We start from the raw sequence: 23,823 nt of genomic DNA, 5'->3' as shown, positions 1-23,823 counted from the left end.
CTACGCGGGCGTCCCGGTCGCGATGAAGGTCTTCCCGGCTCGGCTCGACCGAGCGACCTTGGCGGCGGTGGACCGCGATCGCGAGCGGTTGCGGGCGGTGGCTTCCGCGTTGCCGGTCGACGGCGTCGACCAGCTGCCCGACGGGCGGCACGCGCTCCGGATGGAACGGTGCACGCGGTCCCTCGCCGCGCTGCTGGGCCAGGTGGGCAGCCTTTCCACGGACGACGCCGTCGTACTCGGCCACACCGTCGCGACCTGTCTCGCCGCCGCGCACGCCGCCGGTGTCGTGCACGGCGGTGTCCACCCGCGAACGTGCTGTTCCGCGCGAACGGCCAACCCGTGCTCGCCGATTTCGGGGTCGCCCTGCGGCAGGCGTTCCCGCGGGATCCGACGCGGTCGCTCGAATACCTGGCGCCGGAGACCCTGCGCACCGAGACGTTCGACGAGCGGACCGATCTGTACGGCCTGGGAGTGGTGCTGTACCTGGCGCTGACCGGCGATCACCCGCAGCCCGGCAGGCTCGGGGAACCGATGGGCGAGCGGCTGCTGAGGCTGCTGCGCACCCCGGTGCCGCCGATCGACCGGCCCGGGGTGCCGGTCATCCTGTCGGCGATGGTGAGCAGGCTGCTCGCCCCGGATCCGGCGCACCGCCCGCCGGACGCCGCGTGGGTCGCCGACCGGCTCGCCGAGATGTACCCCCGTCCCGCCGAACCGGCCGTCCCGCCGCCGTCGAGCGCACGCGAAGAGGCCGCCCCGCCGGAGCCGCTTCGCCGGGCCCGGGTGGGCCGTGGCGTCGTGTTCGGCGCGGCGGCGACAGTGGCCGTCCTCGGTGCGGTGGCCGCGGTACTGCTCGGTGACCGGCGGCCGGACGTCGTCACCACGCCACCCGCCGCCACACCGGAGCCGGAGCCGGTGGCGGACCTCGAACTGGAGCTCGCCGAACCGGCCGACCGGGGGAACCAGGTCATGCTGGCTTGGACGAGCGGTTCGGACGTCGTCGACTACGCGGTGATCGTCGCCCCCGAGAACGAACCCAACCGGACCGTGCTGGCCGGGCGGGCGCACGCGATCACCATTCCGGTCGATCCCGTGCGCCGCTACTGCTTCGAGGTGCAGGCGACCGACGGCCGGGTCGTCCACACGAGCCCGCCCAAGCCGATCCGGGGAGCCGTGTGCGGCCCCTGACCCCTCAGGCGCCGGGTTCCTCCTGGAGGGCGCGGACCTCGACCCTGCTCCGCAACGCGCGCGAGGCCTGCTTGGTCCATTCGATCGCGACGTCGTCGTTTTCGGCCTCGATGATCCAGAAGCCGCCCAGGTACTCCTTGGCCTCGGCGAAGGGGCCAGGGGTGAGCACGGGGGTGTCACCGGAGTAGTCCACCGTGGTCGCGGTCGACGGCGGCTGCAGGCCGCCGGCGGTCACGAACGCGTCCGCCTCTTCCAAGGCGGTGTTGAACGCGCCGACCGCGGCCATGATCTCCTGCAGTTCGGCGGGGTCCATGTTCTCCATCGTCGGCTCCTCGGCGGAGTCGTGCGGGAGGCTCAGGAAGTACTTCGTCATGGTCGGCTCCTCGTTGTCGGTGCTGTACCGAAAAGCTATGCGGGAGACCCCGGCCGGCGAATCAGTCATCGTGACCGGTATCCGGCGACCGGACGAGGACGGCCAGCCCGGCGCGACCGGTCACGCCGAGTTTCGGATACGCCTTGTACAGGTGGTGGCCGACGGTCCGCGGGCTGAGGAACAGCTGCGCGGCGATCTCCTTGTTCGTCTGACCGGTGGCGGCCAGCCGGACGACCTGCAGCTCCTGCGGGGTCAACAGGGTGAGCGGGCCACTGCGCCGGGGTTCGTCGCCCCGCTCGCCGAAAGCGGCCAGCTCGCCGCGCGCACGCTCGGCCCAGAGCTCCGCGCCGAGCCCCTCGAACGCGGACACCGCCGCCGCGAGATGGGCGCGGGCCTCGGTGCGGCGGCGCTGGCGGCGCAGCCACTCGCCGTAGACCAGCTGGGTACGGGCACGCTCGTAAGGACCGCCGTGCCGCTCCTGGATCCGCAGCGCCTCGATGTACAGCGCGTCGGCGTCATCGGCCAGCAAAGCCCGGCAGCGCAGGAGGAGCCCGGTGGCGACCGGGCGGTCGACGTGCTCGGCCCAATGCCGGAACGCCGCCAGTGGTCCGTGGGCGCGATCCGGCTCGCCGCCGCGTACGGCGGCCTCCACCAGATCCGGTACCGCCCGGACCAGGAGGTCGCGGCTCGCGGGTCCCCGGCACACCTTTTCGAGCCGGTCGAGCGCTTCCCCGAACCGCCGGGCGGAAAGGTCGAGCATGCCGAGACCCCAGTCCGCGATCTCGGCGTTGACCCGGTGCCGGGCCCTGGCCGGCGGGAGCACCTCCGCGGCGAGAAGCCGGCAGCTCTTCTCGTCACCCGAGACGGCGTGCAGCCACACCTCCACCGACCGGTGCGCCAGGCGCTCGGTCGTGTTCCCGAGTTCGGCGGCCACGGACGCGCCTTCCGCGACACACGCGCGAGCGTCCGCGAACTCGCCGCGGAACAGCCGCGCCACGGCGAGCACGTTCAGCGTGTACGGGACCCAGCCGAGCGCCCCGGTGGCCCGCACCTGGGCCAGCATGTCCTCCGTCCCGGCGACGACGTCGTCGTCGTCCGCGATCATGAGCCCGCCGAACCCGGCCGTGACGCGATGCATCAGGTCGTTCCCACCGCCGCTCGCGGTGGTGTAGAGCTCGCGCATCGGGCCGACGGCCGCCTCCGGGCGTCCGTCGAAGAGCTCAGCCCAGCCGAAAAGGGCGGTGACGACCGGTGCCCAGTGCTCCGGCGGGGTGAACCCGCGCATCAGGCCGGCCACTTGCCGCAGCAGGTCGTGCGCCGCTCCGTGCCGGGCGGCGTGCACGGCCTCGAAGAAGTTGAGCGCGGCGCGCTCCGGATCGGTGTCGCGCACCAGCTCCGCGGCCCCGATCGCCAGCTCCGCGTCGGCTCGCGGGGACGTGCGTTCGTACTCCACGGCGCCACGCGTGTAGATGGCGTCGGCCCGGATGCCGGGCTCGGTGGTGAGCGAGAGCGCTTCGGCCGCCAGCCGGGCGGCGCGGTCGGCTTTGCCGGCGTCGAACGCGGCCTGGCTGGCCAGCGCGATACGCCGGGCCTTCAGTTCGCGGTCGGCGCTGAGCCGTCCGGCGCGGTCGTAGGCGGCGGACACCGCCATCGCGCCGCCGCGATGCCAGGCCCGCTCCGCCGCGCGTTCGAGCTCGGCGGCCACGGTCTCGTCAGGGGCGGTGGTGGCGGCGGCGAGGTGCCACGCCCGCCGGTCCACGTCGGCGTCGGGCGCGTCGGCGTACGCGCGATGCACCTCGATCCGCCGGTGCAGCGGCGCGTCCTGGTAGGCGGCCGCCCGGACCAGCGGATGGCGGAACGTGATCCGGCTGTCGATCCGGAGGAGCCGGTCGCGTTCGGCGGGCGCGAGGTCGCCGGGGGCGCCACCGAGGGCTTCGATCACGTGCAGGATCGTCGCGAGCGGCGCCGCCGTGTCGGCCGCCGCCGCCAGAAGCGCGCGTTGCGTGGGTTCGGGAAGCTCGACGATCTGGCGGCGGAACGCCTCCTGCACACGGCGCGCCACCGGCAGCGGGCCGACCTGCTCGGCCGGGTCGGGCTCGTCGGCGTCGCGGGCCGCGAGCCGCGACGACCCGAGCTCGATGATCGCCAGCGGATTGCCGCCGGATTCCGCGAGTACCCGGTCCCGCACCGGTTCGACGAGGTCCGGCGCGTGGTCGTCCAGCAGCCGGGCGGCATCGGGCGCCGCGAGGCCGGACAGCTCCACGACCTCGACGCCGGCGATCTCGAACGGTGCCGACATCTCGCGCACCGCGAACAGCATCGCGATCGGGTCGGCCACGAAGCGGCGGGCCGCGAACAACAGTGCTTCCACCGAACCCTGGTCGAGCCATTGCAGGTCGTCGACCACGCACAGCAGCGGGGCGTCCTCGGCCAGATCGGAGAGCAATGACAGGGTGCCGGCGGAGATCAGGAACCGGTTGGCCTCGTCTCCTTCGGCCAGGCCGAAAGCGCACCGCAGCGCCATGGCCTGGGGAGCGGGCAGGGCGTCCAACCGGGCCAGATACGGGAACAGGAGCTGGTGCAGGCCGCCGTACGCCAGCTCGGAATCGGACTCGACCCCCGCCCCGCGGACCACCCGCATGCCCTCGGCCTCGGCGATCGACACCGCGTGGTCGACAAGGACCGATTTCCCGATGCCCGCCGCGCCTCGCAACGCCAGCACACCGCTTCGCGCGTCTCGCGCGTCCGTCAGCAGGCGGCGAACCCGCGCCAGCTCGACGTCCCTTCCCACCAGCGACATGCGGTCACCCTAGAGGGCGGCGGGTCCGGGATCAGGCCGTTCGGCCGCGGTAGATCGAACGGCGCCGCCGGATGGGCCGTACGGGCGTATCGACCGGCAGTTTCCGCGCTTTCGGTCGCCTCGGCGACCGGGGTCACCTAGTTTTCCGACTGGCGTGCTTGTCCGTCCACAACTAACCGGGGGAGTCGACCGTGGGTGGCCGGGTGCTCCTCGTGAACGACCCTACTCTCCTTGCCCAGTAAGGGATTCAGCATGCGCAAGTGGATGACCAGATTACTCGTGGCCGGCGTGCTCGCGACGACCGCCACGACCGCCGTCGTGGCGGCCGGAACGACGGCCGCGGCCGACGACGTCTCGGCCGCGGCCGCCGAGTCGACGTTCCCGCTCGCCGACCCGGACACCGTCCTGGCGAAGGACGGCAGATACGTCACGTACGGCACCACGGTCGGCGACGGTGTCGGCGCCCGGTGCGGCGCGACCGGCAAACTGTTCGTGCCGGTGCTCGTGCACGGCTCCGGCGACACCGTCGGGGTGGGCACCTGCGCCTCGGCCGACGCGCTGCCCAACGGGCCGGGTAGCTGGGCGGAGGGCAACGTCTGGGCACCCGGCGTCGTCCGCTTCGGCGACACCTACTTCATGTACTACACCGCGTCCAAGCGGGGAAGCGGCCAGAAATGCCTCGGCCGCGCCGTCTCGGGCAGTGCGCGAGGCCCGTTCACCAACCCCGTCGAATGGGCGTGCCCGGGCAACGGCCGCTGGGCCATCGACGCGAACCCGTTCGTCTCGGGCAGCTCCATGTACGTCGCCTACCGGGACGACGCGATCACCTCGTACCCCGAGACCGGCATCTCGATCGTGCGCACCCAGTCCAACGGCATGGCGGACTGGGACACCCGCCGGGACGCGTTGAAGAGCACCGACATCGGCTGGGAGACCATCCGGATGAGCGGTGGCACGCACGTGATCGAGAACCCGTCGATGTTCAAGTCCGCCGACGGCTACTGGTACCTGGCCTACTCGGGTAACAACTGGGACAGCGCCCGGTACGCGACCGGCATCGCCAGGTGCGGCACCGGCCCGATCCCGTCGACGCGCTGCACCCCGCGGCAGAACGGGGCGGAGCGGCCGTACTTCGGGTACACCGGCACCGGCGGCCTCAACCCCTACCGCGGCCTGCCCGGCAACCACCCCGGCCCGGGCGGGATGGACTTCTTCCAGGCGGCCAACGGCCAGTACCACGCGGTCTACCACTGGTGGAACGGCAGCCGCCGGTTCCCGATCGTGGCGACGGTCCTCCGCAACGACGGCGGCTTCTACCTCAGCTGAGGCGCCACACCCGGTTCGCCGTGAACGGCGCGTTCACCACCGTGAACGCGCCGTTCACCCATGCCGGGCCGTGGTGTCACGGCATGAACCCGTCGCCGCTCGCGGAGAGCATCAGGTCGAGGAGAGCCGATTCCTTGCCGCGCAGGTAGAAATGGCCACCGTTGAAGACGCGCAGCGCGAAGGTGCTCCTGGTGTGCTCGCGCCACCGTTCGGCCTCCGGCGCGGTCACCTCGGAGTCGGAGTTCCCGATGAGCGCGGTTATCGGTGCCTGGATCGCCGACTCGTGTTCGGCCCGGTAGGTCTCGATGGTCCGGAAGTCGGCCCGGATCGACTCGGCACGCTCCCGCACCACGCCGTCCTCCCGCTCCTCGGTGGCGATCCCGTTGAGGCGGCTCAGTTCCGTCCACATCTCGGCGTCGGTGAACCGGTGCACGCCGCCTTCGCCGCGTAGGGAAGGCGGACGTGACCCTGACGCGTAGACCGCTGAAACGCTGGGCTTTCCTCGTTTCTCGATACGCCTCGCCACCTCGAAGGCGACGGTCGCGCCCATGCTGTGGCCGAACAACACCACCGGCCGGTTCGGCAGCGACGCCACGGCGTCGGCCACCGCGCCGGCCAGCCCCATCAGGTCTCCGTCGTAGCTGTTGCCCGGGAGGGTGCCGGGGTTCGCCGCGACGAACATCGCGCAGGTGGGCGGCAGGTGAGCGACCCAAGGCCCGAAGAAGGCCGAAGTACTGCCCGCGGCAGGGAAGCACACGAGGTGGAGGGTCGGCCGCGGCGGCGTGGACAGACGCGCCAGCAGACGGGTGCTCACGTCGTCTTCCTGAGGAACTCCGCCATCGCGACGACCGTCGGTGTCGCGAGCACGGTGGCCAGGATGTCTTCGAAGGACAGTGTCCCGGCCGGAGCGACCCGGTCGCGGATCGTGGCGACCAGCTTGGCCACCAGCAGTGAGTCTCCTCCCAGCGCGAAGAAGTCCTGGTCGGTCCCGACCGGGCGACCGCCGAGGGTCTCGGACCAGATCTCGACGAGCTCACCCTCGAGATCGTCGCCGGGCGGGCGGATTCGCTCCTGCCGAGGAAGTCCGCCGCCTTCGGCCCAGGTTGCGAGCCGGCGCCGGTCGACCTTGCCATTGCCCGTCGTCGGCAACTCGTCGACGATCTCGATCTCGGCGGGAATCATATGGGCCGGAACCCGCTCCGCGAGATGGCCGCGCAGGTCGCCGGTGTCGAGGCGATGCCGATCGGTCTTGAATCGCGCGGCGAACACCCGTTGCCCGAACTCCGCGAACGGGTCGTCGTCCGACGGTGCCACCAGGACTTCGGCCGCGCCGGCCTCGCGCAGCGCCGAGCACCACTGGTCCACCGTGGGGAACAGCTGGTCGTGGCCGGATCTGAAGTCGGCGAAGTCGTCGCCGGGCTGCCCGGTCACGAGGAACTCCATGGAGATCATCATCGCGGGGAACTCGCCCGCCTCCGTCCCGTCGAGGAAGACCAGCCAGCCGCCCGGAGCCAGCAGTTCGCTGATGCCGTCGAGGGTCCGGCCGAGGTCGTCCGCGTTGTGCAACACGTTCGCCGCGAGGACGACATCGAAATCGTTGCCGGGGAACGATTGCTCCCGCGGCGTCGAGTTGATGTCGAACAGCCCGAAGGACATCCCGGGCAGGTCGCCGAACTTCCTTTCCGCCTCGGCGAGGAAGAAGTGCGAGACATCGGTGAACAGGTATTCGGCGTCGGACTCGGACAGTCGCGGCGCGAGCATCTTGGTGGTGGCGCCCACGCCCGCGCCGAGTTCGATGACCCGCGCCGGGGACCGCGTCTGGCTCCCCGCCACGAGCCAGCGGGTGAACCCGGCGGCGACCGCGTTGACGTGGTCCGACGGCGGATTCCCGGCGAAGGTGGCGTAGGCGACGTCGGTGCTCCCCTCGGGGAAGAACAGTCCGATCGGTTCGGTCTCGCCACGGAGCAACGCGGGAAGATGCGCCGCGCAGCCGCGCAGGTAATCCAGCCGCACCCGGGGGAAGTACCGATCGTCCCGCGTCTTCTCCAGCCGGTCCCAGGCGTCCGCCAGTTCCGTGCCGGTGACCGGGACCAGACCGTGGTACGCATCGCCGTCGCGGTGCAGATGTCCCTGGTCGCAGAGCGCGTGGAGCCAGCGGCGCGCCAGGCGGTGGAACCGGGGCGCCACCCGAGCGGTGGTCAGGACCTCGGACAGCGAATGCTTCTGTCCTGGGCCGGCGAACAGGCCGGTCTCGCGCAGGGCGGATGCCATCGACAGCAGGCTGACCCGGTCGAGTCGCTCCTGGAAACCCCGGAACGCGGCGAGGTCCGGCGCGACCGGCCGCGCCACGGCGGTGTCGCTCACCGCGGAGATGACACGGGCGGGCTCGGTGTCGGGGGCCTCCGGGCTCTTGCGTTTCGGCTCGGCGAACGCCACCAGCGTGCGATGCCCCGGCCCGGAACCCGTCGCCAGGACAGCCGCCTGCGCGACGTCCGGGTGCCGGTGCAGGGCCGTCTCGATCTCGCTCAGCTCGACTCGGTGCCCGCGGATCTTGACCTGCGAGTCGCGCCGTCCGAGGAACTCGATCGTGCCGTCCGGGTGGTAGCGCCCGTAGTCACCGGTGCGGTAGAGGCGGCGTCCGGTGCGAGGGTGCCGGACGAAATGCGCCGCGGTCTTCTCCTCGTCGGCGAGGTATCCGTCGGCGAGGCTCACCCCGCCGATGTACAGCTCTCCCGGTACGAAGTCGGGCTGGTCGGCCATCAGCCCGTCCAAGACGTGGAAGGTCTGCCCGGACAGCGGCTTTCCGTAGGGAATGCTGGGCCGGCCGTCGGGTGTCTCGTCGATCTCGTGGTAGATGGACCAGATGCCCGCTTCGGTCGCGCCGCCGAGACTGACCAGCCGCACACCGTCTACTTTGGACTTGAAGGAGTCCGGCAGCGACACCGGGATCCAGTCGCCGGACAGCAGCGCGATCCGCAACGAGGTGGGCTGGTGCACCGGGTCCGCGGCGAGGAAGTTGTCGAGCATCTGGAGCTGGGCGGGAACGGAGTTCCAGAACGTCACGCCATGGCGGGAACACAGCTCCGCCCAGGAAGCGGGGTCGGCCTGCCGTCCGGCGCCGGTCAGCACCAGGCAGCCGCCGGCACCGAGCAGACCGAAGATGTCGTAGACCGACAGGTCGAAACCCAGGTTGGCCAGTGCGAGACCGCGGTCGTCCTCGCCGACCGCGAACCGCCGCGTGATGTCGTCCACCGTGTTGGCCGCCGCCCGGTGGCTGACCACCACACCCTTCGGTTGCCCGGTCGATCCGGAGGTGTAGATGACGTAGGCCGTGCTCGCGGGATCCGCGGCCGGTGCCAGCGGAGACCGGATGCCGCTCGTGATCGTCTCGCCGACTTCGAGCACCCGGACACCCGGCGGAGAGTCCAGAAGACCGGCCGAGGCCGGGTCGGTGAGCACGATCCGTACGCCGGCGTTGGCGAGAATGGTTTCCCGCCGGGCCGCCGGTTGATGGGTGTCTATCGGTACGTAGGCACGTCCGGCGAGCAGGACTCCGTACACGGCGGCGATCTGCGCCCAGCCGCGCTCCATGACGATCCCGACGAGCTCGCCGGGAGTGGTGGTCCCCGCCTCGATGATCGACGCGGCGACCGCGTGGGCACGTCCGGCCAGCTCGCCGTAGGTCATGCTGCTGTCGTCACCCCATCGCAGGGCGATCCGCGAAGGGTCCGCCTCGGCGCGTGAGAAGAACGGCTCGTGCAGCAGCCGGGGCGGAAGACCGGGGCCGGTGGCGTTGACCCGCTCCCGGGTCGAGCGTTGCCGCGGTGGAATCGAGACCGGTGGCGTGGTGTCCCAGTCGGTACCGGGGCCGGTCAGCCACTGGAGCAGCTCGGTGTGCGCGGCGAACATGTCGTCGATGAGCCCGTCGGGGAACAGCGCGCCGACCGAGTCCCACGCCAGCACGAACCGGCCGTCGAGCTGGAAGGCCTGGTAGTCGAGCCAGACCTGCGGGGTTTGCGACACCGCCCAGCCCGGAGCGCCGAACCGTTCGGCGAACAGCGGCGGCACGAGTTCCTCGGTCATGTTCGCCCCGAACACGACGGGCGCGCCCACGCGCTCACCCGGGCGCGTCCGGGCGAGGTCGCGGAGCACTTCGATGCCGGTGTACGCGGTGTGCGAGAGATCCTGATTGAGCCGGCGGCGGATCCGCTTCGCCGACTCGAGGAAGGTCGACGGCTCGCTGGTGTCGACCTCCAGCAGGGTCAGCGCGCCGAACTCGCCGATCATCCGCTCCGCGTCACCGACCCTGGCGAAAGTGGGCAGGCTGAGAGAAAAGTGTTTCCGCTCGCTCCACCGCCCCAGCACGAGCGCGTACGCCGTCGCCAGTACGACCGACGGGGTGAGACCGGCCTGACGGCACCGGGCGCGGAAGGTGTCCGTCTGGGCCTCGGACAGCTCGTAGGCGTCATGCCGGAACTGGGGCCGCCGCACGGCGTCCGGGTCGACCACGAGCGGTAGCGACGGTCCCGGCGGGAGCGTGTCCAGCCGGTCTTTCCAGTACCGGACAGCGGCTTCGCGACGGCGGGGGAGCGCCCGGTTCCGGTCCTCCAGATAAGCGGGGAAGCTCGCGTTCAGTTCCGGCAGCGGCGCGGCGGGGTCGGTGTAGACGGTCGCCAGTTCCGTCATCAGCGTGCGGACGCTGTGCAGGTCGGCCACCATGACGTCGATGTCGAAGAACATCCGATGAGCGCCATCCGGCAGCAGCGCGACTTCACAACCGAAGACCTCGCCTCGCGCCACGTCGAGCCGGCGGTGGGAGAGCGCGGAACGCAGGGCTTCGAGCCGGCGGTCGATGGCGCCGGGCGAAGCGTCCCGCAGATCGTGCACTGTGACACCCGGCCAGGATGACGACGGCCGAATACGCTGCCTGCCGTCCTCCGTGATTTCGACCCGGAGCATTTCGTGCCGGGCGACGAGCGTGCGGAAAGTGTCGTCGAGCCGGGCGATGTCCAGGCCGGTGCCGTCGAACTCGTAGTAGGCGTGACACGCCACCCCGCCCAGCGGCTGGTCGTCCCTGCGCCCGATCCAGTACGCGTGCTGCATGGGAGTGAGCGCGAAGGTCTCGGGGGCGCGGGTGTCCGTCGTCATCGGACCGATCCCTTCGTGCCGGTGACGAGGAGCGGCCACCAGTCGGCGAGGGTGGGTGCCTCGGCCAGATCCGCGAAGGTGATCTCGATTCCCTCGTCGTTCCAGCGGTCGACCAAGGTCATGACCCTGATCGAATCCAGCCCCAGGTCGTCGATCCTGGTGTCGTCGCGGAGTTCGGCGACGGGGACGGCCGCGATCTCGGCGATCCGCGCGCGGAACGCGTCGAGGCCGGCCGGACCGCCGGTGAGGTCCTTGGCGAGTTCGGCGGTGGTGACGACGGCCCCGCAGCGGGCCGCCACGTATTCCACGGCCATCACGTGGTGACCCGAGGAGAAATCCGCCACGGCGTCGCCCGCGAGGAACGCCTGGATGTCCCGGCTGAAGGCGTCCTGGACCGTCATCAGGCAGCCCAAGTGGGCGTGCAGGCCGGTGACGATGATCTGGTCGCGGCCCGCTTCGTCCAGCAGATTCGCGAGTTCCGTGTGGTGGAAGGCGCTGTAGCGGTGCTTGGGGAGAACGATGTCCTCCGGACGCGGCGCGAGGGCGGAGATGATCGCGGTGTCCTCGGGACTGTCGCGAAGGCCCGGTCCCCAGAAGTCGGCGAGCAGTCCTCGTTCCGCGGGCCGCTGATCGCCGGGATGTGCGGTGTACACGACGGGTATCCCCGATTCGTGGGCCTGACGGCGGAGCGCGTCGATGTTGTCGGTGACTTCGGTCAGCAAGGACGCCGCCGACGTGAAGGCGTCGGTGAAATACCGTTGCATGTCGAGGATCAGCAGAACACTTCGTGCCGGATCGGCGCGCCAGCTCACGCGATCGCCGTCCGGCGCCGGACGGAGATGTGAAATCTCGTAGGGAGCGATATGTGGCAGTCCCACCTGTCGGGTGTCCCTTCTTGTCATGTCCGCCTCGGTCAGCGCCGCAACGTGTCCGCGAGCGCGCGCAGGTCGCGACGGCTCACCTTTCCGGCACTGGTGCGGGGAAACGCGTCGAGCATTTCGACGCGGTCGGGAATCTTGTAGGCGGCCAGGCCGCGGGAACGCAGGAACGCGCGCAGATCCTGCTCGGTCACCGGGGTGCCGGACGCGATCACGAACGCGCACGACCGTTCCCCCAGGTACTCGTCGCGGGCGGCGACCACGGCCACGTCGCGGACGGCGGGATGGGCCAGCAGATGGTTCTCGACCTCCTCGGCGGCGATCTTCTCCCCGCCACGGTTGATCTGCTCCTTGATCCGGCCCGCCACGACCAGGTGCCCTGACGGAGATCGCCGCACCAGATCGCCGGTGCGGTAAAAGCCGTCCTCGGTGAACGCCACGGCATTGTGTTCCTCGGCGCGGTAGTAGCCGCGAATCGTGTACGGGCCGCGGACCAGCAACTCACCCGGCTCCCCAGGTGCGACGGGACGGCCGTCGGGATCCACGACGCGGATCTCGTCGTCCGGGGAGATCGGCCGCCCCTGGGTGGTGAGCACCGTGTGGTCGTCGTCGTCCAGGCGGGTGTAGTTGACCAGTCCTTCCGACATACCGAAGACCTGCTGCAGCCGGCAGCCCAGCTCCGGCCGCACCCGGCGCGCGGCTTCGGACATGAACTTCGCCCCACCGACCTGCAGAACCTCCAAAGAGGACAGATCGTGCCGGTGCCGGGCGGGGGAATCCATCCACTGCAGCGCCACCGGTGGCACCACACCGGTGATCGTGACCCTTTCCCGCGAAATCAAGGGAAAAGCCATCTCGGTGCTCGGGGCTGGGGCCAGCACGACCCGACCGCCCGCGTGCAAGGCCCCCAGCGCGCCGGGGGAGGAAAGGGGAAAGTTGTGCGCTATCGGCAATACCGCGAGATACACCGACTCCGTGGTCAGCCCGCAGATCTCCGCACTCGCCCGGACACTGTAGAGGAAGTCGTCGTGGGTTCGGGGAATCAGCTTGGGCACGTCGGTGCTCCCGCCGGTCATCTGGATGAGCGCGAGGCCCTCCGCCCGGACGTGCGGCAGAGGAGTCTCGCCCGGCTGTTCGACCTCGCCCAGCGGGATGACGTGCCGCAAGGTCGGGCTGGCCGCCCGGACGTCGTCGGCAAGGATCCGGTAGTCGAAACCGCCGTGTTCCGGTTTCATGACATACGCGGTGGCGCCCGTGATCCGGCAGAACGCCGAGATCTCGCTGAACCGATGGGACGGCAACGCGGACACCGGCAGCGCACCGATCCGGAACAGTCCGAAAAGGACGGAGAAGTATTCCGCGATGTTCGGCAGCTGAACGATCACGCGGTCGCCCGGCGCGACACCGCGCGCGAGAAACCCTTGCGCGGCGGCATGCGCGTGCCTGTCCAGGTCCGCGTACGTCCACCGGCGATCGCCGTCGACGATCGCGATCCGGTCCGCGAACGCGGCCGCCCGGGCGCTCAGCAGCTCGCCGAAGGTCTCACCGGTCCAGTAGCCCGCCGCCCGGTACCGTGCCGCGAACTCCTCGGGCCAGGGCACCCAGTCCGCGCTCATCCCTGCCGTCCAAGTCCCGAGGACACGAGGCCGGCGAGGTACCGCGTGATGTCGGCGATCGTCGGGTGGTTCCACAACAGGGTGGCGGGCAGCGCCACCCGGACGACCTTCTCCAGCTCCAGCCGGAGAACGGTGGCGAGCAACGAATCGACGCCGGCTTCGGCCAACGGGCGGGTGAGCGCGACCCCGCCGGGCGCGCCGCCCAGTACCGCGGCCACCCGATCCTGTACCGCGCTCTGGAGGAAGCCGGTCAACTCCGGCCCGGAGAGCGAATCCCACTCCGGCTTCTCTTCGATGTCACCGGGTTCGTCCTGGGGCAGGTCGGCGAGGACGGCGGGCCGGTGCCCCTGGTGCCCGTGCAGAATCCGTACCACTCCGACGACCGGCGGAACCGAATCCGGTGCGGCGAGGATCTGGTCGAGGAGCCTGAACGCGCGCGAGGCGTCGATGTCACCGGTGCCGCGAGCGGCGAGTTCGAGATCGGTCGCCGCCGCCGAAGTCGACATGCCGAGACCGCGCCAGCTCGTCCAAGCGATGCTGACCGTCTCGGTGCCACCCGCGTCGCGGCGGCGATGCGCCAGCGCGTCGAGTGCGGCGTTCGCGGCGGCGTACGCGCCTTGGCCGGGAAGTCCCAGCCACTGGCCGATCGACGAGAAGAACACCAGGAAGTCCAGGCTTCCCGGCGGGAACAGCTCGTCGAGTACGAGCGCGCCCGAGAGCTTGGGCCGCATCACCGCCCGCAGAGTCTCGTCGTCCAGGTCGTGCAGCAGCGTGCTGTCGACCGTGCCGGCGGCGTGCACGACACCCCGGATCGGCGGCAGGTCCAGGCCGTCCAACGCGGCGGTGACCGCCGTCGCGTCCGCGATGTCGGCCGCGACCACGACGACCGTGACACCAGCGGCCTCCAACGCCCGCACTGCTTCCGCCCGCTCGTCGCCGTCCCATCGCTCACGCGGCCCGAGATCCTTGCGGCCCAGCAGGATGATCCGGCGTGCTCCACGTTGGGCGAGATGCTCGGCCACCTGGAGACCGAGGGCGCCGAGGCCGCCGGTGATCAGGTACGTGCCGTCCGGACGGCACCGGAAGACACCGGGTTCGGTGGCGAGCGGGACCAGCCGTTGTGCCGACACCACACCGTCTTCGACCGAGACGACCGGCTCCCGCGAGCCCGAGCCCAGCCACCGGGCCAGCGATGCCGCGTCGTCGTCGACGAGATCGACGAGACCACCCCATGATTCGGGCTGTTCGCTCGCCGCCACGCGGCTGATTCCCCTCAGTGACGCGGTTTCCAATGCGGACAGGCCACGGGTGACGCACCACAGCGTCGTACCGCCCGGAACCGCCCGCAGGAGGGAAAGCAGGCGGGACGCCGCCGGTCGGCCGGGAACGGGGGCGTAGACGAGGTGATCCACACTCGGCAACCGGTCGTCCTCGCTCACCATCACGTGGGTACCGGGCATCGCCGACGTGATGAGACGCGCCAGGCTCCGGTCACCGACGACGGCGACGGACTGCCCGGCCTGCCCGGTGAGGTCGGCCGTCTCCACCGGGCGCCGGACGATCTCGTACGTCCAACCACCGACGGAGTGCCGGCCGACCGTGAAGAGATCGCTGTCGAACTCGCCGTAGCGGAGCCCGTCCAGGCGGGCTTCGGCGCCGGCGCCCTGAACCACGACGTCCACCGTGGCCGGTCTGGATGGGTCGATCCGGACCCTGACCACGGCGGCGACCGGTGGTTCACCACGGATCCCCGCGCGGTCGACGGCCGCGGGCATCCGCAGGACCGGTTCGCCGGGGAAGATCACCGAAGCGGTCGACAACGCGGCGTCGAGCATCGCCGCCCAGCTGCGATCCAGATCCGCGGACACTTCGGCCACGAGCTCGACGGCCGACCGCGCCAAGGAATCGATCCGCCACGGATAACCCATGTCGGCCACGCCGAGTTCGGCCAGCCGATCGACGACGAACGAAGGATCGAGCGGCTCCAGTGAGCCGGGTTCCTCGCCCGGAGGACGGGGAGGAGGTCTCCGGAAACGGCCGAAGCGAGCGTGTGCGTGGTCCAATCTCCTTCACCGCCACCGAGCGCGCGGGACACGATCCGCAGCCGGGTCTGGTCGCGTACGACCTGTACCTCCCGAGCGGGCTCCCCGGCCGGCGGGACGACGACAGGTTGCCGCAGGCGGATTTCGGCCAGGTGACACGCCCCGGCTTCGAAGAGCGTGCTCAGCAGAACGGCGGCAGGAACGATTTCGGTGTCCAGCACCGGATGCCGCCGCGGGTACGGGCGGGTCCTGAGGTCCAGCGTGGTCGACCACACTCGAAGGCCGGACCCGGACACCGTCACGCCGTGCCCGAGCAAGGTGTCGCCGGGTGGCGGCGTTTCGCCGGGCCCGCCGTCGACCCAATGCCTGGTGTGCTGCCAAACCGTGTTCGGCAACCGGACCGGTTTCCCGGCGGGCTGCAAGACCCGCCAGTCCACCGGGACACCGAGGCAATGCAATCGTGCGACACCGGTGAGCAGGGTGTCGCGCTCGGGTTTCCCCCGCCGCAGGGTGGGGATCGCCTGCCCGCCGGGCAGGTTCTCCGCCAGCAGGGTCTCGGTGATCGAATGGCTCACGACCGGATGTGACGAGATCTCCAGGAAGACCCGGTGACCGTCTTCGGCCGCGGCCCGGACGGCTTCCGCGAAACGAACGGGATTACGCAGGTTCGCCGCCCAGTACGCGGCATCCTGCCGCGGTGCGCATCGAGGGTCGCCGAGAGCGGTGACGTAAAGCGGCACCGAGGCGGCGACCGGCGCGAGGCCGGCCGCCGCCGTGATCAGATCGGCGCACAGGGCGTCCATCTGCTCGCTGTGGAAGGCGACGTCGGAGTCGATCCGGCGCACCGATCGGCCGAGCTCTTCCCAGCGGGCGGCCGCCTTCTCGATCGCCGGTGTGTCCCCGGAGACCACAGTGGACGACGGCGCGGCGGAGATCGCCGCGGTGATGTCCGTCCGGCCCGCCAGCTCGGCCTCCACCTCAGCGAAGGAAAGATCCACCAGCACCATCGCGCCTCGGCCGGCGACCCTGGTCAGCAGGGCCGATCGGCGGCAGACGAGCCGGGCGCCTTCGGCCTCGGTGAGCACACCGGCCACCACCGCGGCCGCGATCTCGCCGACGGAATGACCGATGATCGCGCCGGGACGGACGCCGTAGCGCCGCCACACGGCGGCAAGGCCGACCTGCATGGCGAAGATGGTCGACTGGATCCGTTCGACAGAACCGAGTTCGCCGCTGGAGAGCACGTCACGCGGGGTGTAGCCGAGCTCGGCGAGGTAGATCGGGCCGAGCCGGTCGATCACTTCGGCGAAGACCGGTTCCTCGATCAACAGGTCCCGGCCCATGCCGGACCATTGCGCGCCGTGGCCGGAAAAGACCCACACCGGGTCGACGGGCCGGGCCGCCTCGCCACCGACGGCGATGTTCCGCAACCCGTCCGACAGCTCCTGTCCGCTGCCCGCGGCCACCACCGCCCGCACCGGCAGATGGGTGCGCCGATGGGCCAGCGTGTGCCCGACATCGGCCAGTTCGACCGGACCACCGTCGATCGCGTCCGCCAGCCGGGCGGCCTGTGCCGCGAGCCCCGCGGGGCTCGCGGCGGATACCGGGAAGAGTCGCGATTCCGGTCCGCCGTCCACCGTGGGCCGACCCGAAGCGACGCTGGGCGGCCCCTGCTCGAGCACGACGTGCGCGATCGTCCCGCCATAGCCGTAGCTGGCCACCCCGGCCAACCGGGGCCTGCCGGTTTCCGGCCAGGCCACGGGCTCGGTGACGAGCCGAAGCCCGTCCCACGAGATCTCCGCACGCGGTACGGAGGTCGTGCGCGTCGGCGGGATCATCCCATGCCGGATCGCCAGCGCGGTTTTGATCACTCCGGCCACCCCGGCCGCGGCTTCGGTGTGCCCGATGTTGGTTTTCACCGACCCGACGAGACAAGGGGAGTCCCGGTCGCCGACGACCGACGCCAACGCGCCTGCCTCGACCGGGTCGCCCACCCTCGTCCCCGTCCCGTGGGCTTCGACGTAGTCGACGTCGCGGGGGTCGACGCCCGCCGACGCGTACGCCCGGCGCAGCAGGTGTTCCTGGGCCGCGCGGCTCGGCGCCATGATCCCGTCCGTGCGGCCGTCCTGGTGCACCGCGCTCCCACGAATGACCGCGATGATCCGGTCACCATCGTGCACGGCGTCGGAAAGCCTTTTGAGGACGACCATTCCGCAACCTTCGCCACGGCCGTAGCCGTCGGCGGCGTCATCGAAGGCCTTCGAAGTCCCATCGGGGGAAATGGCGCCGGCCGCGTCCAGGACCATGGTCAGGCCGGGGCCTGCCATCAGCATGACCCCGCCCGCCAGCGCCACCGGCGCTTCACCGGCCAGCAGGCAGGAGACCGCCTGGTGCAGTGCGACCAGCGACGAGGAACACGCCGTGTCGACGGCGAGGCTGGGCCCCCGCAGATCGAGGGTGTACGAGATCCGGTTGGCGACGGCGCAGAGCGAGGCGCCGATACCGGTCCACGCCTCGATTCCGGGCAGATCCTCCAGCAGCCGCCGTCCGTAGTCGTCCGAGCCGACGCCCATGAAGACCGCGGCGTCGGTGCCCGCCAGCGTGTGCGGCGGGATCCCGGCGTCTTCCAACGCCTCCCACGCCACTTCGAGCGCGACGCGTTGCTGCGGATCCAGTTGACGCGCCTCGGTCGCCGAAATACCGAAGAAGCCGTTGTCGAATCCGCTGATGTCGGCCATGAAGGCGCCGTTCGCCGTGGCACGCGACAGTACCGCCGCGTGTTCCCTCGACCGCCGGGCATAGGCGGCCCACCGGTCCGGCGGGACCGGCCCGACCGCGCTTTCGCCCGCCATCAGGAATTCCCAGAAACGGCCGGGTGAGTCGATACCGCCGGCGAACCGGCAGCCGATGCCCACGATCGCGACCTTGTCGCCGGGAATTCCGTTTCGAATCGAGTCCACCGGTCCGTGAACACCGTCATGGTCGTTTTCCGGGGAAAAACCGCTCAGCTCAGGACGCGATGACATCGCACCTCCAGGGAAATCACGCTGATTAAGCAAACATGCGAAGGAGGGCGACGCTTGAGTAGTCACTACTCCATTGACCGAAAGGTCCGAATGGTCCCGTGTCGCTGGGGCGAACGGGTCAACCGGCGCGGCTCGCTCCCGGGGGTGGCGGCTTCGATTGAGTAGAGATCACTCATGAAAGCCGGCCTGCCGAGGTGATGAGCTGACGGGAGCCACCCGTGGCGACGAAACGACAGAGAGGACTCGTCGCTGATGCGTACCGAAACCCTCTATCTCGCTGGAATCGGCAGCGATCTTCCCGACCTCGTATCCACCGAGCACGCCGTCGGGGAAGGTTGGTACGGACGAGCGGAGCGCAGGTCGTCCGGCATGCTCTCCGTGGCGGTAAGCCCGGCGAAACCCGGGCCGGACATGGCCATCGACGCCGCTCGCGCGGCGGTCCGCCGGTCCGGGATCGGCCCGGACGATTTCGGTGTGCTGCTGCACTGCTACACCCACCACCAGGGCCCGGACGGCTGGTCGGCGGCCCACTACATCCTGCTGAACACCCTCGACCGGCCGATCCCCGCGATGGAGATCAAGCTGGGTTGCCTCGGCATGATCGCCGGTGTCGAGGCGGCCGCGAACCGGCTGATCGCCGATCCCACCCACGACGCGGCGTTGATCACCACCGGCGACAACTACTCGACCCCGCTCGTGGACCGCTGGCGCGGTTCGACACTCTTCCTGCTGGCCGACGCGGGTTCGGCGGTGGTGGTGTCCCGGCGGCCGGGTTTCGCGAAGCTGCTGGCGATCGGCTCGTTGTCGGACCCGCAGATGGAAATACTGCACCGGGCGGGCGAAAGGCTGTTCCCGCCAGGGGTGACCGTCGGCCGGAGCCTGAATTTCACCGAGCGGGAACAGAAGGTCCGCGAACAGTGGGCGGCCGGTCAGTCGTCGCCGATCCGCCACTTCGGCGATCGGGTCGCGGAGATCACCGAGCGGACGCTCAAGGAGGCGGGACTGACCCTCGACCAGGTCACCCGGGTCTGCCACGTCGGCTTCGGGCGGAGCGCGCTGGACGCGATGTTCCTCGATCCGCTCGGCGTCGGCGACGACCGCGGTGTCTGGGACTACACCCGGACGATCGGCCATACCGGTGCCGCCGATCTGTTCCTCGGTTTGGAACATCTCTGGACGACCGGCCAGGTCGTGCCGGGTGATCGGGTCCTGCTCATCGGCGCCAGCACCGGAATGGCGGCGGGTGCCGCGGTGGTGGAAATCCTCCAGGCCGCCGAGGACGGCCGGTGATGTTGTCCGGATGCACGCCCTGGCCCGGGGACACCGCGCGTACGTACCGCAGAGCCGGGGTCTGGCGCGGAGAAACCCTCGGCGCGATGCTGCGACGGCTGGCCGCCGAGTTCGGCCGCCGGACGGCGCTCGTACACGGACCGCGACGGATCACGTATGCCGAACTGGACCGCTGGGCGGACCGGCTCGCCGCCGGTTTCGCCGGGCACGGCATCGAACCCGGGCAGCGCGTCGTCGTCCAGTTGCCCAATGTGCCGGAGTTCGCCGCGATCACCTTCGCGTTGTCCCGGCTGGGCGCGATACCGGTGTTCTCGCTGCCGGCCCACCGCGCCACCGAGATCAGGCACCTGGGTGAGATCACCGAAGCGTCGGCGTACGTCCTGCCCGGTGTTCACCGCGGCTTCGACCACGTCGAGCAGGCACGCGAACTCCGTGACGAACTCCCCGCGCTGGAAAAGCTGTTCGTGCTTTCGGGAAACGTCCCGGCGGACTGCATCCCCCTGGCCGAGCTGGAAAGCACGCCGATCGGCCTTCGGGAACAGGATCCGGCCGACGTCGCCTTCTTCCTGCTTTCCGGTGGCACGACGGCGCTGCCCAAGCTGATCCCGCGTACCCACGACGACTACCTGTACCAGTCGAGACAGGCCGCCGAGGTCGGCCGTCTGACCGGCGACGACGTCTATCTGGCGGCGCTGCCGATCGAGTTCAACTTCGCCTGGGGATGCCCTGGCGTACTGGGCACCTTCCACACGGGCGGCACGGTCGTCCTCGCGGACAACCCCGACCCGGAAGGCTGCTTCGAGCTGATCGAACGCGAAAAGGTGACCTTCACCGCGCAGGTGCCGTCGATCACGCGGATCTGGCTCGAACTGGCCGAATGGACCGAGCGGGATCTGTCGAGCCTGCGGCTCCTGCAGGTCGGCGGAGCCCGCATGACACGGGAGTTCACCGAGCGGATCGGGCCCACGCTGGGCTGCCAGTTGCAGCAGGTCTTCGGCATGGCCGAGGGACTGCTGACCTTCACCCGGTCCGATGACCCGGCGGAAAGCGTGCTGACCACCCAGGGAAGACCGATCTCCCCGTACGACGAAATGCGTGTCGTCGGGCCGGCTGGGGAGCCGTGCGCGGAGGGTGAGGTCGGCGAGTTGCTGGCCCGCGGCCCGTACACCTTGCGTGGCTATTACCGGGCCCCCGAGCACAACGCGAAGGCCTTCACCCCGGACGGCTTCTATCGGACCGGGGACCGCGCCCGGATCACCGAGGACGGTGACCTGGTGATCGAGGGCAGGATCAAGGAAATGATCATCAGGGGTGGCGACAAGATCTCCGCGACCGAGGTCGAGGACTACCTGCTCGCCCATCCCGCGGTCGCCGCGGCGGCGGTGGTCGGAATCCCGGACGAATTCCTTTCCGAACGCGTTTGCGCCTACGTCGTGGCGGCGGGCGCACCGGGTGATCCGTCCGTGTCGGCGGACGAGCTGAGGAGCGCCGTGCGCGACCTCGGCGTCGCCGAATACAAGATCCCGGAACGAATCGAATTCGCGGCCGGATTCCCGCTGACGCCGTTGGGGAAGGTCGACAAGAAGGCGCTGATCGCCATGGCGATGGAGGGAACATGACCGACGAGGAACTTCGTGCCGCGATCGCGGAGCACTCGGCCGTACCCGCCGAGGCGATCACGCCCGACGCCAACCTGGTCCAGCTCGGGATCAGCTCACTGGAGATCATGCGGCTGGTCACGAGATGGCGGCGAGACGGACTGGCGGTGTCCTTCGAGACGCTGGTCGCCGCGCCGACGCTCGGGGCGTGGGCCGCCCATTTCGAGGAGATCGAGACGAGGGCGGAGCGGTGAACTCGCTCCTGGTCACGAACGGGTGCGTCTATCCGGCGGACGAGGAGGACAGGGTCATCCCGAACGGCGCGGTGCTGGCCGTGGACGGCCGGATCACGGCGATCGGAACGGTCGAGGAGGTCGGCCGGGCGGTCGCCGGGCTGAATCCGGGCGTTCGCGAACAGCTGCGGACCGTCGACGCGTCCGGCCACATGGTGCTGCCGGGGCTGGTCAACGGGCATTGGCACGAGATGTTCGGGATGCGGATGATGATGGGGGGAGCGACACGCCCGCCCTCGGACCGTGAGGACGTCGTCGACTTCATGGGCGGCGGCGGGTCGATGCATCGGATTTCGCGCGCTTTCGACTCGTTCGATCGGCTGATCGACGGTATGCGCCCGGACGAAGCGGAGGCGATCGCCCGTTACTCGATGTGGACGCAGTTACGTAGTGGTGTGACCACTCTCGGGGACGTGGGCTCGCTCAACCGGCCGACTTCGCTGGTCGCCGCCGCGCGCTCGCTCGGGATCCGTTGTGTCGTCGGTACTTGGGCGTGCGACGCGATCTGCGCTCCCGGCGAGACCGGGTTCCGCCGGACCAAGGACACCGACGCCGTGCTGGCCGGGGTGGAGGCGCTGATACGGGAATGCGCGGGCGACGACAGCGGGTTGATCCGGTGCCGTCCCAGCGTCGTGTACGTCACGAACATGACGGACGAACTCGGCGCGGGTATCGCGCGGCTGGTCGACGACCACGAACTGCCGTTCGCCACCCACGTCGGCGCGCTACGCAACGAACCCGAGCTGCTCCGCGCCTACTACGGGGACACGGGGGTGCGACGGCTCGCCGATCTCGGCCTGGTCACCGAACGGCTCACGGCGGTGCACACCGCTTTCGTGGACGACGAAGAACGCTCGCTGCTGATCGAGGCAGGCGCGCACATCAGCTTCTCGCCGGCGAAGTACGGCATGACCGGGGAAACGACGATCACCGAAACGCGCGTCGTCCCGGAGCTGCGCCGGGCCGGCCTCGGGGTTTCCTTGTCCACCGACGGAATGGCCTTGGCCGGGCCGGGAATGGTCGAGGCGATGCGCGCGGTCTGGCAGTCCTTCAACGAAATGTACGGGGACCAGACCGAGGTTCTGCCGTCCGACGCACTGGCGATGGCGACGAGGATCGGGGCGGCGGGCCTTGGCTGGGAGGACATCGGCAGCCTGGCTCCCGGCAAGCGGGCCGACCTGGTGCTCGTCCGCACCGACGACTGGCGCTACCTGCTGAACACACGGCCGTTGGAGGCGTTTCTCGCGCTCGGCTGTTCGTCCGATGTGGACACTGTGGTGGTCGGCGGGCAGCTGCTCGTCGAAGGAGGCCGCGGCGTCCGGGTGGACGAGGCGGAATTGGAAAAGTCCTATCTCGAAGCGCTTTCTTCGTTCAGCACGCGTTGCCTGCGTGTCCCGCGAAGCAAAGTGGACCGGATACTGACGGGGGTCGCTCGATGAACGGCATCGAAAACAGGAAGGTCGCGCTGATCACCGGGGCCGCGGGTGGGATCGGCGCCCAGATCGCGCGTGGTATCGCCGCCCGCGACATCCCGGTCGCCCTGCTGGATCGTCAGGTCACCCCGTTGCGTGAGCTCGCCGACGAACTCGGCGCCACCGGTCTCCCGGCGCTGCCGATTCCGGTGGACGTGACCTCCGCCGGGGAAGTCGAGGCGGCGGTGGAGAAGGTCGAGGCGGACCTCGGGCCGATCGAGTACCTCGTCAACGCCGCGGGCGTCCTGCGGGTGGGCACCGTCGACGAGCTGAGCGACAACGATTGGACCACCACGCTCGGGGTGAACGCCGGTGGCGTTTTCCACGTCAGCCGCGCGGTCACCCGGCGGATGATCCCGCGCCGCCGTGGCGCGGTGGTCACGGTGGCGTCGAATGCCGCGAGCACGGCGAGGTTCGGTATGTCCGCCTACGCGGCTTCCAAGGCCGCGGCGACGGCTTTCACGGCCTGCCTCGGCTTGGAACTGGCCGGGTACGGCATCCGCTGCAACACCGTCGCGCCGGGCTCGACGGGAACGCGGATGCTGACGGAGTTGTACGAAGGCGTGCCCGAGGCGGAGACCGTCGCCGAGCGGACCTCCGTCGTGGGCGCGCCGGAGTCGTTCCGGGTCGGCATCCCGCTCGGCAAGATCGCCAGCCCGGGCGATGTCTCGGAGGCCGTGCTCTTCCTGCTCTCGGACGGCGCGGGACACATCACCATGCAGACGCTCACCGTCGACGGCGGTGCCACGCTCGGCGTGTGAGGAAACATGCCGGCC

General features: G+C 70.3%; 15 protein-coding genes. 7 read left to right on the top strand and 8 right to left on the bottom strand.

The genetic code is table 11. The features are described 5' to 3' along the window. The first annotated feature begins 339 nt into the window (after positions 1-339). Entirely contained in the window at positions 340-1,185 is an 846-nt protein-coding gene (locus MJQ72_RS33570) for a protein kinase domain-containing protein (RefSeq protein WP_240595047.1), read from the top strand. Between the two features lie 4 nt (positions 1,186-1,189). Here the strand turns inward: MJQ72_RS33570 and MJQ72_RS33565 are convergent, their stop codons facing one another. Both MJQ72_RS33565 and MJQ72_RS33560 read right to left on the bottom strand, forming a co-directional pair. After that, complete coding sequence (locus MJQ72_RS33565) at positions 1,190-1,558, bottom strand: YciI family protein (RefSeq protein ID WP_240593693.1); 369 nt, start codon at positions 1,556-1,558, stop codon at positions 1,190-1,192. Between the two features lie 61 nt (positions 1,559-1,619). Then, positions 1,620-4,358 (bottom strand): LuxR family transcriptional regulator, encoded by a 2,739-nt coding sequence (locus MJQ72_RS33560; RefSeq protein ID WP_240595045.1) that lies wholly within the window; start codon positions 4,356-4,358, stop codon positions 1,620-1,622. Positions 4,359-4,610: 252 nt separating this feature from the next. Between MJQ72_RS33560 and MJQ72_RS33555 the strand changes: the two genes are divergently transcribed. Next, positions 4,611-5,684, top strand: coding sequence for a family 43 glycosylhydrolase (locus tag MJQ72_RS33555; protein WP_240595044.1), 1,074 nt, complete (start codon positions 4,611-4,613; stop codon positions 5,682-5,684). 76 nt (positions 5,685-5,760) lie between these two features. Here the strand turns inward: MJQ72_RS33555 and MJQ72_RS33550 are convergent, their stop codons facing one another. From MJQ72_RS33550 to MJQ72_RS33520, 6 genes are all read right to left on the bottom strand, one after another. Then, positions 5,761-6,498 (bottom strand): thioesterase II family protein, encoded by a 738-nt coding sequence (locus MJQ72_RS33550; protein ID WP_240595042.1) that lies wholly within the window; start codon positions 6,496-6,498, stop codon positions 5,761-5,763. Continuing rightward, a complete protein-coding gene (locus tag MJQ72_RS33545; protein ID WP_240595041.1) occupies positions 6,495-10,832 on the bottom strand; it encodes an amino acid adenylation domain-containing protein in 4,338 nt (1,445 codons plus the stop codon). The genes MJQ72_RS33550 and MJQ72_RS33545 overlap by 4 nt, the downstream gene beginning before the upstream one ends. Further along, positions 10,829-11,644 (bottom strand): isochorismatase family protein, encoded by an 816-nt coding sequence (locus tag MJQ72_RS44945; protein WP_315860776.1) that lies wholly within the window; start codon positions 11,642-11,644, stop codon positions 10,829-10,831. Before MJQ72_RS44945 ends, MJQ72_RS33545 begins: the two co-directional genes overlap by 4 nt. Positions 11,645-11,745: 101 nt before the next feature. After that, entirely contained in the window at positions 11,746-13,326 is a 1,581-nt protein-coding gene (locus tag MJQ72_RS33530; protein WP_240595040.1) for a (2,3-dihydroxybenzoyl)adenylate synthase, read from the bottom strand. Further along, complete coding sequence (locus MJQ72_RS33525; protein WP_240601486.1) at positions 13,323-14,768, bottom strand: beta-ketoacyl reductase; 1,446 nt, start codon at positions 14,766-14,768, stop codon at positions 13,323-13,325. The genes MJQ72_RS33530 and MJQ72_RS33525 overlap by 4 nt, the downstream gene beginning before the upstream one ends. Before the next feature lie 359 nt (positions 14,769-15,127). Beyond that, on the bottom strand, positions 15,128-18,328 hold the full coding sequence (locus tag MJQ72_RS33520; RefSeq protein WP_240595039.1) for a type I polyketide synthase: 3,201 nt from the start codon (positions 18,326-18,328) through the stop codon (positions 15,128-15,130). Between the two features lie 318 nt (positions 18,329-18,646). On the opposite strand from MJQ72_RS33520, the gene MJQ72_RS33515 reads away from it, so the two are divergent. The 5 genes from MJQ72_RS33515 to MJQ72_RS33495 are packed head-to-tail and all read left to right on the top strand — an operon-like array spanning position 18,647 to position 23,808. Beyond that, entirely contained in the window at positions 18,647-19,684 is a 1,038-nt protein-coding gene (locus tag MJQ72_RS33515; RefSeq protein ID WP_240595038.1) for a ketoacyl-ACP synthase III family protein, read from the top strand. Continuing rightward, positions 19,684-21,303, top strand: coding sequence for a (2,3-dihydroxybenzoyl)adenylate synthase (locus MJQ72_RS33510; RefSeq protein ID WP_240601485.1), 1,620 nt, complete (start codon positions 19,684-19,686; stop codon positions 21,301-21,303). The genes MJQ72_RS33515 and MJQ72_RS33510 overlap by 1 nt, the downstream gene beginning before the upstream one ends. Next, on the top strand, positions 21,300-21,536 hold the full coding sequence (locus tag MJQ72_RS33505) for a phosphopantetheine-binding protein (protein WP_240595037.1): 237 nt from the start codon (positions 21,300-21,302) through the stop codon (positions 21,534-21,536). The genes MJQ72_RS33510 and MJQ72_RS33505 overlap by 4 nt, the downstream gene beginning before the upstream one ends. Further along, positions 21,533-23,014, top strand: coding sequence for an amidohydrolase family protein (locus MJQ72_RS33500; RefSeq protein WP_240595036.1), 1,482 nt, complete (start codon positions 21,533-21,535; stop codon positions 23,012-23,014). The genes MJQ72_RS33505 and MJQ72_RS33500 overlap by 4 nt, the downstream gene beginning before the upstream one ends. After that, positions 23,011-23,808 (top strand): 2,3-dihydro-2,3-dihydroxybenzoate dehydrogenase, encoded by a 798-nt coding sequence (locus MJQ72_RS33495; protein WP_240595035.1) that lies wholly within the window; start codon positions 23,011-23,013, stop codon positions 23,806-23,808. Before MJQ72_RS33500 ends, MJQ72_RS33495 begins: the two co-directional genes overlap by 4 nt. The last annotated feature ends 15 nt before the right edge of the window (positions 23,809-23,823 follow it).

Origin of the sequence: Amycolatopsis sp. EV170708-02-1, from assembly GCF_022479115.1 — a bacterium.
In the GTDB taxonomy this organism is placed as follows: Bacteria; Actinomycetota; Actinomycetes; order Mycobacteriales; family Pseudonocardiaceae; genus Amycolatopsis.
Note: the sequence above shows the minus strand (reverse complement) of the source record. Positions and strands in the feature narration are given on the sequence as shown.

Excerpts from the sequence above, each read along its gene's own strand:
- MJQ72_RS33565 (WP_240593693.1), bottom strand. The coding sequence starts at position 1,558 with ATGACGAAGTACTTCCTGAGCCTCCCGCACGACTCCGCCGAGGAGCCG.
- MJQ72_RS33560 (WP_240595045.1), bottom strand. The coding sequence starts at position 4,358 with ATGTCGCTGGTGGGAAGGGACGTCGAGCTGGCGCGGGTTCGCCGCCTG.
- MJQ72_RS33555 (WP_240595044.1), top strand. The coding sequence starts at position 4,611 with ATGCGCAAGTGGATGACCAGATTACTCGTGGCCGGCGTGCTCGCGACG.
- MJQ72_RS33545 (WP_240595041.1), bottom strand. The coding sequence starts at position 10,832 with ATGACGACGGACACCCGCGCCCCCGAGACCTTCGCGCTCACTCCCATG.
- MJQ72_RS33530 (WP_240595040.1), bottom strand. The coding sequence starts at position 13,326 with ATGAGCGCGGACTGGGTGCCCTGGCCCGAGGAGTTCGCGGCACGGTAC.
- MJQ72_RS33525 (WP_240601486.1), bottom strand. The coding sequence starts at position 14,768 with ATGGTGAGCGAGGACGACCGGTTGCCGAGTGTGGATCACCTCGTCTAC.
- MJQ72_RS33515 (WP_240595038.1), top strand. The coding sequence starts at position 18,647 with ATGCGTACCGAAACCCTCTATCTCGCTGGAATCGGCAGCGATCTTCCC.
- MJQ72_RS33510 (WP_240601485.1), top strand. The coding sequence starts at position 19,684 with ATGTTGTCCGGATGCACGCCCTGGCCCGGGGACACCGCGCGTACGTAC.
- MJQ72_RS33505 (WP_240595037.1), top strand. The coding sequence starts at position 21,300 with ATGACCGACGAGGAACTTCGTGCCGCGATCGCGGAGCACTCGGCCGTA.
- MJQ72_RS33495 (WP_240595035.1), top strand. The coding sequence starts at position 23,011 with ATGAACGGCATCGAAAACAGGAAGGTCGCGCTGATCACCGGGGCCGCG.